This is a genomic window from Arthrobacter sp. 10T413_2 (assembly GCF_056394205.1).
In genome coordinates this window covers 22,928-37,627 of sequence record NZ_JBFTHK010000008.1, presented here as the reverse complement: position 1 = coordinate 37,627, position 14,700 = coordinate 22,928, and the positions used below count along the sequence as shown (strand labels likewise).

Below are 14,700 nucleotides of genomic sequence, written 5' to 3'. Positions count from 1 at the left end.
CCGGTCAGCGGACGAATGTTCGATTAGCCAGGTTCGATTAGTGGATCGGAGTCCGGTTGGCCAGCACGGGCGCGGCGCCCGTGAAGCCGTCGCGGGTTTCGGCGATGGCGTGGATCTGTTTCCGGCAGGCGTACCAGCCGCCGACCATCAGCGCGCAGGCCACCAGGGTCACCAGCAGCGTGAGCGGGGAATCGATGAAGACCATGACGAGCACGCCGAGCAGGAAGACGAGGGAGAGGTATCCGGTGTAGGGGGCGCCGAACATCCGGAATGAGGGGCGTTCGAGCCAGCCCTTGTCTGCCCACCGTTTGAGCTGGATCTGGCAGAGCACGATGGTGGCCCAGGTGACGACGATGCCTACCGAGGCGACGTTCAGGACGATCTCGAAGGCCTGGCCGGGGACCAGGTAGTTCAGCGGGACACCGAGGAGGGAGACGCCTGCGGTGATGGCGATACCGCCGTAGGGGACGCCGGCTTTGTTCATCCGCTGGGCGAACTTCGGAGCCGATCCGGCTACTGACATGGAGCGCAGGATGCGGCCGGTGGAGTAGAGGCCGGCGTTCAGCGACGACAGGGCGGCCGTGAGGACCACGAGGTTCATGATGACGTCCACGCCCTGGATGCCGATGGATCCGAAGAACGTCACGAACGGGCTGACGCCTTTTTGGTAGGAGGTGTAGGGCAGCAGCAGGGCGAGCAGGATGACCGAGCCGACGTAGAACACGGCGATGCGGAAGACCACGGAGTTGATGGCCTTGGGCATGATCTTTTCAGGGTTTTCGGTTTCGCCGGCGGCCGTGCCGATCAGTTCGATCGAGGCGTAGGCGAACAGCACGCCCTGCATGAGGATGATCATGGGCAGCAGGCCGTTGGGGAAGATGCCGCCGTTGTCGGTGATGAGGCTGAAGCCGACTTCCTGGCCTTCCACGGGGGTGCCGAACATGACGAAGTAGCTGCCGATCAGCAGGAACGCGACGAGGGCGGCGACCTTGATCAGGGCGAACCAGAACTCGAGTTCGCCGAAGACCTTGACGGAGGCAAGGTTCAGGCAGAGGACCACGATGAGGGCGATCAGCGCCCATGCCCACTGTGGAACGGTCCCCATCCAGGGGACGTATTTGCCGAAGAAGTTCATGTAGAGGGCCGCGGCGGTGATGTCCACGATGGTGGTGGTGGCCCAGTTGATCCAATAGAACCAGCCGGAGATGAATGCGGCCTTCTCTCCGTAGAATTMGCGGGCGTAGGACACGAACGATCCTGAAKAGGGCCGGTGCAGGACCAGTTCTCCCAGGGCGCGCAGGATCAGGAACGCAAAGAAGCCGCAGACGGCGTAGGCGATGACCAGTGAGGGGCCGGCAGCGTTGAGCCGGCCGCCGGCGCCCAGGAACAGGCCGGTTCCGATGGCCCCGCCGATTGCGATCATCTGGATCTGCCGGGGCTTCAGGCTCTTGTGGTAGCCAGAGTCCTCCGCATGGATCAGGGCATCCGAAGCATGGGCGTGGCCACCATCGGCCTCGTACAAGCCAACCTCGTCATTGGGGTTGTTGGGCATGGGTGTTCCTTTCGATCTGTCGGAGATCTAAATGGGGTTTGGAGAGAGATTGTGGGGACAGCGAGGCGTCAGATCAGAAGATCGACCACCCGGTCCGGTCGGACAGGTCGGCGAGAGCCGCAGAGCCTGCCAGGGAATTTCCTTTGGAATCCAGCCGCGGKCTCCAGACGCAGATGGCGCACTCGCCGGGGACGATCGCCAGAATGCCGCCGCCCACCCCGCTTTTCCCCGGAAGTCCCACGCGGTAGGCGAACTCGCCGGCGGCGTCATACATGCCGCAGGTCAGCATGATGGAGCCGATGCGCTTGGCCTCGCTCCGGGAGACCACCGGGCCTTGCGCCCCTCGGCCATCCTGGGCGAGGAACAGGCCCGCCTTGGCCACCTCCACGCAGGTCATCATGATTGAGCACTGCCTGACGTAGTTCTCCACCACGGCCTGTGCGGGCCGCCGCAGGTTGCCGAATTCCTTCAAGAAGTGGGCCAGGGCCAGGTTGCGGCTGCTGCTGGAAAGCTCACTCCTTGCGGCCGCCTCGTCGATGAACGGACCCTGGTGACCCACCTGGTCGGTGAGGAAGCGCAGTACCTGAGCGGCGGCGTCGGGCGATTTTTCCATCAGGTGGTCGGTGACCACCAGGGCGCCCGAATTGATGAAAGGGTTCCGCGGGATCCCGTGCTCGACTTCAAGCTGGACCAGGGAGTTGAAGGAGGTCCCTGACGGCTCGCGAAGGACTCTGGACCACAACGAGCCGGAGTCGTCGGCGCTGAGCGCCATCGCCAGGGTGAAGACCTTGGAAATGCTCTGGATCGAGAACGGAAGATCGGCGTCGCCGGAACTGAAGACTTCTCCGGACGTCGTGGCAACCGCGATGCCGAACCGGTCGAACGGCGGGACCTGCAGGTGGGGAATATTGGCGGGAACTGACCCCGCTTCCGTCCGGGGCCGGTGGCTGCGGACAAGGTCTTCCAGGACCGGGCCAAGCGGCGGCGAATCAAGTGCTGTCATCATTTCTTGCCCAGGTGCTCCTTCTGCGTGCCGGCCCACTCCTKAACATGAAGCAGGGCGACCAATGAATCGCGGGGATTGCCGAAGTTCAGCCCGGTGACCCGGCTGACTTTGTTGATCCGGTAGTAGACGGTGTTCTTATGCAGCTGCATCCGCTTGGCGCACTCGGCCACGTCCAGGGAGGCGTCGAAGAATGCACGCAGGGTTTYGGCCAGTTCCGCGTCGTGTCGGAGGAGTGCCCAGAGGCTGCGGTGCCGGAAGGCCGCCGTCGTGAAGTTTTCGACGGCGTCGTGGAAGAGGATTTCCGCTTCGAAGTCGTCCACCGTGGCGACCGGAACTTCGCCGGACCGTCGCATGCAGCCCAGCAGGGCTTCGGCTATTCCGATCGCGGAATGAATCGAGAGCAGATCGGGGACGACGGGTCCGACGGCGGCAAAGGGGCTGATGCCGAGGTGCTTGGCGGCGTCCTTGACGATTGCCTCGGCCAGGCTCCGCAGCCCGGCGTCGGCGTTGGCGGAYTGGAGACCGGKAATGACCACGGCGGTGTCACCGTGAAACTGTCCCACGATGGCTGACGGTTTGTAGGCGGCCGCGTGGATCGACGCGAKGTTGGCCAGCTCCCCGTGCTTGAGCGCCGCGTCGTCCTCCTGGGCTTCAGACGCTGAGAGCCCAAGCAGGATCAGGACCGAGGGACGGTCCGCCGGGATCTTTTCACTGTGCGCGCTCGCCGCAGCCTCCGCCGGACCCGAAAGGAGGCGCGCGATCCGGTCCTCGCGCATGTGCACGGACTGCTGGTTGCGGTACCGGATGAGCTCGGCGGAGGCCCGCGCGGCCGAGCCGGTGAGCACGTAATCAACGTCGTCGCCGAAGCCGGCACCGGTTTCCTGGAGCCAGATGTAGCCCATGATGCGGTTGCCGGCGAACAAGGTGATGGCGACGCGTTCCCGCAGGCCGTCCTGGGGCCGGGCGGGYACCMGGACCGGGAGGCGGGTCCGGTGCAGCTCGCGGTAGGCGCCAAGGTCCTTGAGCAGGAGTTCGTATTTGCGCGGGCCGCGCCGGGCCAGGATGGAGGCCTTGCGGAGCTCGTCAATGGCGTTGGTGACGGTGGAATATGCCAGGACCTTGTTGGCGGCGTCCTCGATCACCACGTGGCTGGAGGTCAGGCGGGCCGTGGTCTGGGCGATGGCGAAGAGGTCTTCTTCGAGCAGGGTCAGCACTTCGCGCTGGTAGGTGGGCGGCTGGATCCGGTCCTTGGCGATGGACAGGAGGCGGTCCCAGTCCGCGGCCGGGTCCACCAGCAGCAGGCCGGTTCCGGCGGCGCGCAGCAGTTCTTCGGCTTCCGCCAGTTCCTCCGGGCTTCCCTTGACGGCCAGGACCAGGGGAGGGTTCTTCAGCAGGCGCCGAACTGCCGGCAACGCGGAGCGTCCGCGAACGCCGACTAACAGGACAAACGCGGCCCCGCCGTCGGAGCTTTCGTCGTCGGCGTCCACGATCAGAAAGCGTTCGATCGCCGCATCCGTGCGGGCGGGCCGGAGCATCAGGGTCGCGGAGCCCAGCGGGAGATCCGCGAGGACGTCGTCCACTGTAGCTGCGGCCATGGGCTTCCTTCTGAGATTGGCACCCGCCCGGACGGCTCTGTCCGGACACTTCATGCTATCGAGCGGTTATCCCCGAAAATATGGAAAAGCTCCTAAGTTACGTGGCTCGTTTTAGGTCCGCGGACCAAGGGGAGCGGCTCCCTGCTGTTGCGCGTCTCCTGGCATCTCCATCCATTGCTCCAGAACTGCCGTTATGACACCTCAAACGGGCGTCTACGGAGCAATCGATGAGGTTTGGCCCTTCTACGGTCCAGCCGATGGGGGTACTGGCAGTGACTCCCGGGCCATAACTGACGCGCTTAGCCTTGGGGACGTGGGTGCGGCCGTCGTTCGGCAAAGCAGCCCACGCCCGGCCGAACGGCGGCAAGGGCAAGCGCCCGGGGCCCGCGGCACCCGCGACCTGACAGGAGACAACGGACATGCGCATGCGTCAGAGCRGCGGCCCCAGACTCGAGGAAACGCCACGGGCCTCACCTCCGCACCCGCGCCTGCTGGTGTCGTCGKCGGCACTGCTTTGGGGGTTGCAGTTCGCCTTCCTGAACCCTGCGCTGGCGCTCCTGCTTGTCGCGCTGTATGACGCCACCCCCGCGGACGTGGGGTGGGTTCTTGCCGTCTACAACGCCGGCGGGTTTGTCGCTGCCCTCCTCGTGCCGGCTTATGCCGACCGCATGAACAACTATTTGCGGCCCCTCCTGGTCTGCGCCGGCCTGACTCTTGTGCTCGCCGGAGTGCTGGCCRGCGCTACCTCGCTCCCGGTCGCCGTAATMGGCCTGATCGCCCTCGGCGGCCCGGCGGGAGTCGGCGTCTCGCTACTCTTCGCGCACCTCAAGCATTCGGGGGCGCCGCGGGCGGACGTCATGAAAACCCGGGCCGTCGTCTCCGTTGCGTGGGTGGCCGGCCCGCCGCTGGCAACGCTCATCATGGGTACGCTGGGCAACCGGGCGATCCTGCTGGCMCTCGCAGCGGTGGCCGTGCTCAACATTGCCGCCACCGCGGCCATGATCCGCCGGAAACGGCAGACGGTCAGCGACCAGACAGGCCCGTCAACCCCGGACGACGACGGGCCGCAGCTGTCCAGGACAGGCCTCGCCGCCGTCGTCCTCGCGTTCATTGCTTTGCAGGCCACTAACAGTGCCGCGGTGTCCGTCATGGGGCTTTTCGTGACCGGCCGGCTTGGCCTGGACGTCCTCTGGGCGGGGATCGCGCTTGGCGTTTCCGCCGCGCTTGAGATCCCCGCGCTGCTTGTCATCGGGCGGCTGAGCGCGCGGTTCTCCAGCCGTGTCCTCATCACCTCAGGCTGTCTCGCAGGGATTGCTTACTACGCCGCGATGGCCTTCGTCGCGGACCCCGTGGGCCTCATCGCGCTGCAGATCCTCAATGCCTGGTTCTTTGCGATTGTGGCCGGAGTGGGGCTGACCCTGTTTCAGCAGATCATTCCGCGTCCGGGGCTGGCCTCGGGCCTCTACATGAACACCAGGCGCGTCGGCGCGATCGTCTCCGGCCCGATCATCGCTTTCGGATCCATGACCGCGCTCGGATACCAGGGAGTCTTCGCGGCCTGCGCCGCGCTCGCCGTCGTGGCACTTGCAGCCATCGCGCTGACCCGGACGGCGGAGGCCGCCGTACCGGACCCGGAGGCCGTCCAAAGCGTACCGGCGTGAGCATCAGCTGGCACCCGCCGTCGGCCCCCCGCGCCCGAATTCGCCCCGGCCGGAACTTCAGGAAATGATGGGGCCATGGCGAAAACAGACCAGCAGCCCTGGGTAAAGAATTACCAGCCGGGCGTCCCGGCGGAGATCGAACTGCCCACGGAGTCGCTTGTGGACATGCTGGAGCGGTCCGTGGCCGAGGCGGGGAGCGCGCCGGCACTGGAGTTCTTCGGCCGCCGCACCAGCTACTCCGACCTCGGCGAACAGGTAGACCGGGCCGCCGAGGGCCTGCGCCGCCTCGGCGTCCGCGCGGGCGACCGGGTGGCACTGATCCTGCCGAACTGCCCGCAGCACGTCGTCGCGTTCTACGCGGTGTTGCGCCTGGGCGCGGTCGTCGTCGAACACAACCCCCTGTACACCCCCGGGGAACTGCGCCACCAGTTTGAGGACCACCAGGCGCGGATCGTGATCGCATGGGACAAGGCCGCGGCGGCAGTCCGGGACTTCCCGGACGACGTCGAAATCGACCACATCGTCTCCGTCAACCTGCTCGAGGCGTTCCCCGCCGTCAAGCGCCTCGCCTTGCACCTGCCGGTGAAGAAACTGCGCGAAACACGTGCCTCGCTGACCGCGCCGGCGCCCGGCACCACGCCGTGGAAGGCGCTCCTCGCCCACGGCCGGATTGACCCCGCGCACCCGCGGCCCTCCGTGGGCGACCTCGCGGCGATCCAGTACACCTCGGGCACCACCGGCCGGCCCAAGGGTGCCATGCTGACCCACTTCAACCTGTACTMCAACGCGCTGCAGGGCGAGGCCTGGATGCATGGCGCGGAGTACCGCAAAGAGGTGTTCTACGCGATCCTGCCGATGTTCCATGCGTTMGGCATGACGCTCTACCTCACCTACGGCATCCGCAAACAGGGCCTGCTGGTCCTCTTCCCGAAGTTCGACCCGGATCTGATCCTGGCCGCCATGAAGAAGTCGCCCGCCACCGTCTACTGCGCCGTCCCGMCGATCTACGAGCGCACGGCGATGGCAGCGAAGGAAAAGGGCATCTCGCTGCGGTCCTGCAAATACTGCATTTCCGGCGCCATGAACCTGCCCGACCACGTCGTGGAGCTGTGGGAATCGGTGTCCGGCGGGTTGCTCGTGGAGGGCTACGGGATGACCGAGTCCTCGCCGGTGGCCATGGGCAACCCGTTCTTCCCCACCCGGCGCACCGGAACMATCGGCGTGCCGTTCCCGTCCACGCTMATGAAGGTGGTGGACATCGACGACCCGGCCGTTGAGGTCCCGCAGGGCCAGCCGGGGGAGCTGCTGATCAAGGGCCCGCAGGTCTTCCAGGGCTATTGGAACAACCCCGAGGAATCCGCGAAGGCCCTCACGCCCGACGGCTGGCTGCGCACCGGCGACGTCGTCACCGTGGACGCGGACGGCTTCACCAAGATCGTGGACCGGGCCAAGGAACTCATCATCACCGGCGGCTTCAACGTCTCGCCCACCGAAGTGGAGGCCGCGCTGCGGCTGCACCCGGACGTCGCCGACGCCGCCGTGATTGGCAAGCCGCTGGAGCGCGGCGGTGAGATGGTGGTCGCCGCCGTCGAACTCGCCCCGGGTGCCGACCTCGACGAGGAGGCCCTGCGCGCGTACTGCCGCGAGCACCTGGCGGGGTACAAGGTCCCCAAACGGATCGTGGCGATCGGCGACATGCCCCGTTCGATGCTGGGGAAGATCCTCCGCAAGCAGGTGCGCGAGCAAGTTCTGCCGGAGCTGTGAGGAAGCCGAATGCACACTGAAATCGACTTCACCGCAGGCGTCCCGCGCCCCGGCGATCTGGAGGTGGCCTGGATCCACGGATCCGAGTCCGCGAAGCACAACACGGACCCGGACATCCAAGTCCACGCCTACGACGAACACACGTTCATCCTGCGTCAGAACATGGCGGTCAATTACGAGGCGCCGTTCATGTTCCTGCTGTTCGGCAACGCMCGCGCCGTGCTCATCGACACCGGCGCCACCGCGTCCCAGGACTTCTTCCCCCTGCGCCGCGTTGTCGACGGGCTCATGGACGCGTGGCTTGCCGCGCATCCCCGCGTCGGTTACCGGCTACTCGTCCTCCACACCCATCCGCACGGCGATCATGTTGCCGGGGATGCCCAGTTCGCAGGGCGCCCCGACACCGTTCTGGTGGACGCGGCCAGGGACAGCGCGCGGGAATTCTTCGGGTTCACTKACTACGACGGCGGCGACGGCGACGGCGGCGGCGGCTCGGACGGCGGCGGCGGCACCGTTGAGCCGGCGCGGGTGGATCTGGGCGGACGCGTCCTGGAATGCTGGCCGAGCCCGGGGCACCACAACGCGGCCGTCACGTTCTACGATCCGTATACCGGCTTCCTGCTCACCGGCGACACGGTATATCCCGGCCGGCTGTATATCCAGGACTGGCCCGCGTTTGTCCGCACCATCGACCGGCTGATCGGGTTCTGCCGCACGCGTCCCGTCACGCAGGTCCTGGGCTGCCACATCGAGATCTCGCGGGAACCCGGCGTCGACTACCCCATCCACACCGMGTACCAGCCGGACGAACCGCCGCTGCAGATGAAAGTGGACGACCTCCGGGAGATCCGCCGGGCCATCGACGAGGCCGACGGACGCCCTGGCCGGCACGTGTCTCCCGGTTTCATCCTCTGCGTCGAGGGGGAGTGAGGCGGTGGCCGCGTCGGCCCCCAACGCCAAGTGCGCCGACGCGAGTGGGCACCTCGCGGTGATGATCGTGAAGAACATTGCCGCGAAATGCCCACTCGAGGCGCGGATGGACGGGGGCGRCTCCTAGAGAGCGCCCTGGCCCGGGGTTCCGGCGGGGATCGGCTCGTGGCGCATCACGTCGACCGGCCCCTGCAGGAGGCCTTCCAGGGAGGMGTTCAGCCGTTGAACCGGGCCGCCGGCGCCGTGGGCGTCAAGAAGTTCAGCCGACTCCCACTTCTCGATCATGAGGATCTGGCCGTTGGGAGATTCGTGAATGGCGTAGAGGAGGCAGCCGGGTTCCTCGTGGACCTCTGCAATGGCCGGGGACAGGGCCTCGACMACCTGGTCAAAGGATCCCTCTTTGGGTGTAAACGTTGCGGTGACGACGACGGGCATGGTTCTTCCTTTGCGACGTGGTTATTAGCGGGTAGCGGTCTGGGCGAGCGGGGCACAGCTGTTGCGCGGCAGAAAGTCGGCMTTGACCTCAATAAGCCGGGGCCCGTCCGGCAGCTTGCCCTGCATGCGTCCAAGCACGAGTTCGAGCGCATGGACGGCGAGCATGTCCAGCGGCTGCCGGATCACGCTCAGCGGCGGGGTCATCAGTTCTGTCCACGGATTGTCATCGAAGACGATCACCGAGAGGTCCTCGGGAATGCGGACTCCCTTCTGGACAAGCCGCCGCACCGAGCTCTGCACCTGGGCCGTGTTGGCGACGATGAGGGCAGTCGGCGGCTGCTGCATGGCAAGAAGGGAACCGACGGCATCGCCGCCGGCATCCCCGCGGAAGGKGACGTCGCGGATGAGTAGGGGGTCAACCGGCAGCGAAGCGGTCTCGTGCGCCGCCCGGTAACCGCTGATCCTGGCCCGGCCCGTTGACGTGCTCAGTGGCCCCGTAACGAGGGCGATCCGGGTATGGCCGAGGCCAATCAGGTACTCGGTGGAGCGCCGGGCGGAGTCAAAGTTTTCAATGCTGACGACGTCGACATTGCCGAGTTCCTMGATGGTGCGGTCGACGAACACCACATTCACGCCGAGGTCCTGCAGGCGCGCCCATTTCTCAATGTTGCCGCCTGTGGGAGTGGCAATGACTCCGCTGACGGACCGGTCCAGCAGGGTATCCAGCGATTCCGCCTCCAGGTGCGGATCCTCCTGGGTGGTCATCAGGACAACCTGCACGCCGTGGCTGCGGGCCTCCCAGACGATGCGGTCGGCCAGGCGGGCGAAGAACGGGTTGGAAAGGTCGGTGACCACGAGCCCGATCGTGAGGGCATGGCCCCCGCTGAGCTCGCGGGCCGCTGCCCGGGGGCGGTAGCCCAGCTCGTCGATGACCCGGACGACTTCCTGTCGCTTTGCTGGTGCAACGGGCCCGGAATCCGGGTTCAGTACCCGGGACACGACCGAGACCGAGACTCCCGCAGCCGCCGCGACATCGCGAATGGTTGGGGCCTTCTTCACCGCTCCTCCTTGAGGGAAATCMTAGGCAGTAGTTCGTACACAGCGTCTCCGTTCGAACGCCATGAGCTGGCGGAAGACGTTTCGTTTGGATCCGTTGACACAGCTTAGCACCGGGTGGTACAAAAGTGGAACCGGTTCCACTTCGGGTAATTTTCAAGCCAAATCGCGACAAGGAAGTTGTGCCATCCGCTACGGCGGAAGGGTGTCTCTTCGCTTCGCACCCCTACCAGAGAGACTCCAGTGAATCTTCACAAACTCCTCACCGACCGTGAACAGGAAGGCCGCCCCATCCGGGTCGGCCTGATCGGCGCCGGCCGCTACGGCACCATGTACCTTGCCCAGGCCAACAACATCCCCGGCATCCACGTCGTCGCCATCGCGGACATCAACGTCAAACGCGCCGAAGGCGCCTTCGCGCTGGTCGACTGGCCCGCAGAGCAGATCGCCCCCGACATCGCCACGGCGCTCACGAACCGCACCACGGCGATTGTTGCCAACGCGGACGAGCTGTTCGACGTCGACATCGACGTGATCGTCGAGGCCACCGGCAACCCGATCGTGGGGATCAAGCACGCGCTCCGCGCCATTGAAACCAGGAAGCACATCATCATGGTGACGGTCGAGGCCGATGCCCTGGCAGGCCCAGCCCTGGCCAAACGGGCCGAAGCTGCCGGCGTCGTCTATTCGATGGCCTACGGCGACCAGCCCGCCCTCATCATGGAGCTCGTGGACTGGGCCCGCACCAGCGGGTTTGACGTGGTCTGTGCCGGCAAGGGCGCCAAGTACCTTGAGCACTATCACGAAATGAACCCCGACAACGTCTGGGAAAACTGGGAATTCTCGAAGGAGCTCACCGACTCCGGGCAGCTGAACCCGTACATGCACACGTCTTTCCGGGACGGGACCAAGGCGGCAATCGAAATGGCCGCCGTGGCCAACGGCGCCGGGCTCGAACCGTCCGATGCCGGGCTGAGCTTTACGCCGGGCAACGTCGAGGAAATCGCCACGATCTGCCGTCCCAGCGACGTCGGCGGGGCACTGGCCCACGAGGGAAGCGTCGATGTCATGTCCAGCGTCAACCGTGACGGCAGCTGGATCAGCCACAACACCCAGGAGGGTGTCTTCGTCGTCGTGAAAGCCACGAACGGCTACGTTTCCGGCTGCTTCACCKAGTACCCCTGGCACCCGGACCCCACCGGCCAGTACGCGGCCCTGTACCGCCCGTACCACTACGTCGGGCTCGAACTCAACGTCTCCATCGCCAACGCCGCCCTCCGTGGGATTGCCACGGGTTCGCCCATAGGATTCTTCGGTGACGTCGTCGCGACGGCGAAGAAGGACCTCAAAGCCGGCGAATTCCTCGACGGCGAAGGCGGCTTCACAGTCTGGGGCAAGCTCGTTTCGGCTAAGCACTCGGTCGCAACCGGCGCCCTCCCGGTTGCGCTGGCCCACCACGTCGAACTGCGTAACGACGTCGCCAAGGGCGACATTGTCCGCTGGGACAATGTCATCATTGATGACTCCCTGTCCCAGGCCCTTGAGCTGCGCCGCGAAACAGAGGCGTTCATCGCCGAAACCGCCGCCGTAGGGGCCTGACTCACTCCCTGATTGCTTCCRTACTCCGGATCACATCCTTCCAATGAAGAAAGGCATCGCATGAATACGAAGACCCGCGCCATCACCGGAGTCCTGGCCTGCAGCCTGGCAGCCTCCGTCCTTGCCGGCTGTGCCGCCGGAGCACCCGGCGGAGGGCAGGCCGGACCGGTCGCCAAGATCCAGTTGTCGATTCCGKACCCGCTCACATCCTCTGTGGGAGTCTCGGCCCAGCACTTCGCCGACCAGGTCAAGAAGACATCCAACGGTTCCGTCTCCGTCACGGTGGTTCCGAACGGCACAAGCTTCAGCGGGGACCAGAACGCCGCCGTGACCAGGCTGCAGGGCGGTTCCCTGGACGCCCTGATCCTGTCCACCTCGGTGTATGCCTCGGTGGTGCCGGAAATGAATGCCATCAGCATCCCGTACCTGTTCAAGGACACCAAGGAGGAAGCGGCCTTCCTTGACGGCAAGCCCGGCCAAGCCCTGAAGGACAAGCTGGCCAAGAAGGACACCGTCGCCCTGAGCTTCCTGACTCGGACCGGCCGCGAGATCACAAACTCGGTCCGTCCCATCGAGAAGCCCGCGGACCTGAAGGGCCTGAAAATCCGGGTACCCGGCAATACTCTCTGGACCGACTTCTTCGGCAAGCTGGGCGCCAGCCCCACCACCATGGCCTTCTCCGAGGTCTTCACCGGTCTCCAGACCGGAACGATCGACGGGCAGGAAAACCCCATCGAAGTGCCCTGGACGAACAAATTCTCCGAGGTGCAGAAGTACGTCTCGCTGACCAACCACATCAACGACGCCTGGGTCCTGGCCCTGTCGTCGAAGAAATKGGAGTCGCTCAGCGCCGACCAGCAGAAGGCCCTCACCGACGCGTCGGCGGAAACCGCAACGTTCAAGACCGGTTACGACGCCGAACAGTCCAAGAAGCAGCTGGACGAACTCGCTGCCAAGGGCATGAAGGCCAACGAGATCACTGCCACCGGCCTCGAGGAGTTCAAGGCCGCCTMCAAGAGCCTGTATCCAGAGTTCTCCCAGCTCATCGGCAAGGAATTCTTMGATCAGGCGATCGCCTTCACCACCTCTAGCTAGTCCTGCAGGGGCGGGAGCGTCTTCCCGGCCTCCCGCCCCTGCCCACCCTCCCGCTCTCAATGTCGACAGTCTGGAAGAACATGAAACACACCCTCGCTCCCGAGGAACTCGAGGAGGTCATTCCGTCTGACGCGGAAGAGATCCTGCACCACGGTCACGTCGCTTCGCGCTGGAGCGGGGGACTCTGGTTCGACAGGACCCTGGAGTGGATCGTGGGCGCGGCGATCCTCGCAGAGCTCCTGGTCATCCTGCTGAACATCATGGTCAGGCTCATCACCGGCGACTCCGTGCTCTGGACGCAGGAAGTATCCGAGATAGCACTACTGACGATTGCCTTCATCGGCGGAGCGATCGCCTATCCCAAGGGCGCGCACATGTCGGTACAGGCACTCATCATGCGCCTGCCAGCGGCGTGGAAGCCCTACCTGGCCGCCTTGGTCGACTGGCTCGTCTTCGTCATGAGCGCCGGCGCATTCGCTCTCTTCGTGCCGACCCTAGCCCAGCAGATCGACGAAAAGACGCCGATCCTGCAGCTACCCGTGTTTTGGGTCTCGCTGCCCTTCTCTGCCGGCATGGTGCTCATCGCGTGGTTTGCGCTCGTCAAGCTCTGGCGGCAGGAACGCCGTCCCGTCCTGGTTGCCGCGGGGATCGCCGCGGCGATGGTCGCCGTCGTGCTGCTGGCGCCGCCCCTGTTCTACTACGCATCGCCGAACGTCCTCCTCGGCGTGGTGCTCGCAGTGCTGTTCMTGCTGCTCTTCCTCGGCCTTCCGATCGCCTTTGTCCTGGCCCTGGCGTCCGGAATCTACCTTTACCTCGGCGGCATTTCCGATGTCAGCGCCATCCCGATTGGAATGGCCTCCGGGGCCAAGGGGTTCGTGCTGCTGGCGATCCCGTTCTTCATCCTCKCCGGCACTGTCATGAACTCCGCCGGCCTCACCCTGCCGCTGGCCAAGCTCGTTGACGCGCTCATCGGCCACCTGCGCGGCGGCCTGCTGCAGGTGGTMGTCGTCACCATGTACATCTTCTCCGGCATCTCCGGATCCAAAGTCGCCGACGTCGCCGCCGTGGGCACCACGATGCGCGGCATGCTGGAGGAACGCAAATACCCGCGCGGCGAGGTGGTCGCTGTCCTGTCGGCGTCGGCCATCATGGGCGAAACCATCCCGCCCAGCATCGTGTTGCTCGTTCTCGGTTCCATCACGACCATCTCCACCACCACCCTGTTCCTGGCCGGTTTCATTCCCGCGGCGTTCCTTGCGCTCGTCGTCATGGGCCTCGTGTTCCTGCGGGCCCGCAAGCAGGGCGGGGTCGCCAGCCCCAAGGCCACCTGGCGCGCACGCGGCTCGGCGACCTTTTTCGCGCTGCCAACCCTCCTCCTGCCGGTCGGCATGGTGGTGGGCATCCTGAGCGGMTTCGCGACACCGACGGAGGTCTCCTCGGTCGCGGTGGCCTACGCGTTCGTCCTGGCCGCCGCCTACCGGCGCGGCAGCAAGCGGCTCCTCGGTGACACCCTGCGTGAAACGACGACGACGGCGGGCATGGTGCTCTTCATCATCGCCGCGGCCTCGCCCCTGGCACAGACCCTCGCACTCGCCGGCGTCTCGCAGCAGATCCACGACCTGATGTCAGGACTCGGCGACTCCCCGGTGCTGTTCATGCTGTTCACGGTGATCCTGCTCATCATCATGGGGCAGTTGCTCGAGGGGCTGCCGGCAGTACTCATCTTTGCCCCGCTGCTGCTGCCGATCGCCACCGACTTCGGCGTCAACCCGGTGCAGTACGCCATGGTGCTCATCATCTCCATGGGCATCGGATCCTTCGCTCCTCCGGCCGGCGTCGGCTTCTACGTCGCCTGCGMCACCGCCCKCGAAACCGTGGAAAACAGCCTCAAGCACTTCTGGCCCTACCTGGCGGCCCTCTTCATCGGGCTCCTCGTGCTGGCCGCGGTTCCCTGGTTCAGCACGTTCCTCCCCGCCCTCGCGGGACTCATTCCCTTCTAAGTCGGGA

11 protein-coding genes are annotated in these 14,700 nt (G+C 65.6%); 6 read left to right on the top strand and 5 right to left on the bottom strand.

The annotated features are described in order from the left end of the window. Positions 1-37: 37 nt before the first annotated feature. The 3 genes from AC1DBQ_RS02790 to AC1DBQ_RS02780 all read right to left on the bottom strand — a co-directional run bounded on the left by AC1DBQ_RS02790 (position 38) and on the right by AC1DBQ_RS02780 (position 4,153). Positions 38-1,552 carry an amino acid permease gene (locus AC1DBQ_RS02790; RefSeq protein ID WP_476927045.1) on the bottom strand — a complete coding sequence of 505 codons (1,515 nt, stop codon included), beginning with the start codon at positions 1,550-1,552 and terminating at the stop codon, positions 38-40. Positions 1,553-1,625: 73 nt separating this feature from the next. After that, positions 1,626-2,558, bottom strand: coding sequence for a glutaminase (locus tag AC1DBQ_RS02785; RefSeq protein ID WP_476927044.1), 933 nt, complete (start codon positions 2,556-2,558; stop codon positions 1,626-1,628). Then, positions 2,555-4,153, bottom strand: a complete 1,599-nt coding sequence (locus AC1DBQ_RS02780; protein ID WP_476927043.1) for a PucR family transcriptional regulator — start codon at positions 4,151-4,153, stop codon at positions 2,555-2,557. The genes AC1DBQ_RS02785 and AC1DBQ_RS02780 overlap by 4 nt, the downstream gene beginning before the upstream one ends. Positions 4,154-4,578: 425 nt before the next feature. On the opposite strand from AC1DBQ_RS02780, the gene AC1DBQ_RS02775 reads away from it, so the two are divergent. The 3 genes from AC1DBQ_RS02775 (at position 4,579) to AC1DBQ_RS02765 (ending at position 8,508) form a co-directional block, all read left to right on the top strand. After that, complete coding sequence (locus AC1DBQ_RS02775; protein WP_476927042.1) at positions 4,579-5,814, top strand: MFS transporter; 1,236 nt, start codon at positions 4,579-4,581, stop codon at positions 5,812-5,814. 75 nt (positions 5,815-5,889) lie between these two features. Continuing rightward, on the top strand, positions 5,890-7,578 hold the full coding sequence (locus tag AC1DBQ_RS02770; protein WP_476927041.1) for a long-chain-fatty-acid--CoA ligase: 1,689 nt from the start codon (positions 5,890-5,892) through the stop codon (positions 7,576-7,578). A 9-nt stretch (positions 7,579-7,587) separates the two neighbouring features. Then, a complete protein-coding gene (locus tag AC1DBQ_RS02765) occupies positions 7,588-8,508 on the top strand; it encodes an MBL fold metallo-hydrolase (RefSeq protein WP_476927040.1) in 921 nt (306 codons plus the stop codon). Between the two features lie 123 nt (positions 8,509-8,631). Here the strand turns inward: AC1DBQ_RS02765 and AC1DBQ_RS02760 are convergent, their stop codons facing one another. Continuing rightward, a complete protein-coding gene (locus tag AC1DBQ_RS02760; RefSeq protein ID WP_476927039.1) occupies positions 8,632-8,943 on the bottom strand; it encodes a putative quinol monooxygenase in 312 nt (103 codons plus the stop codon). Positions 8,944-8,967: 24 nt separating this feature from the next. Continuing rightward, on the bottom strand, positions 8,968-10,002 hold the full coding sequence (locus AC1DBQ_RS02755) for a LacI family DNA-binding transcriptional regulator (RefSeq protein ID WP_476927038.1): 1,035 nt from the start codon (positions 10,000-10,002) through the stop codon (positions 8,968-8,970). A gap of 240 nt (positions 10,003-10,242) precedes the next feature. Between AC1DBQ_RS02755 and AC1DBQ_RS02750 the strand changes: the two genes are divergently transcribed. The 3 genes from AC1DBQ_RS02750 to AC1DBQ_RS02740 all read left to right on the top strand — a co-directional run bounded on the left by AC1DBQ_RS02750 (position 10,243) and on the right by AC1DBQ_RS02740 (position 14,693). After that, positions 10,243-11,598: an NAD(P)H-dependent oxidoreductase gene (locus tag AC1DBQ_RS02750; RefSeq protein WP_476927037.1), complete on the top strand. Its 1,356-nt coding sequence runs from the start codon at positions 10,243-10,245 to the stop codon at positions 11,596-11,598. Positions 11,599-11,658: 60 nt separating this feature from the next. Then, entirely contained in the window at positions 11,659-12,693 is a 1,035-nt protein-coding gene (locus tag AC1DBQ_RS02745) for a DctP family TRAP transporter solute-binding subunit (RefSeq protein WP_476927036.1), read from the top strand. Between the two features lie 80 nt (positions 12,694-12,773). Next, positions 12,774-14,693, top strand: a complete 1,920-nt coding sequence (locus tag AC1DBQ_RS02740; protein ID WP_476927035.1) for a TRAP transporter large permease — start codon at positions 12,774-12,776, stop codon at positions 14,691-14,693. The last annotated feature ends 7 nt before the right edge of the window (positions 14,694-14,700 follow it).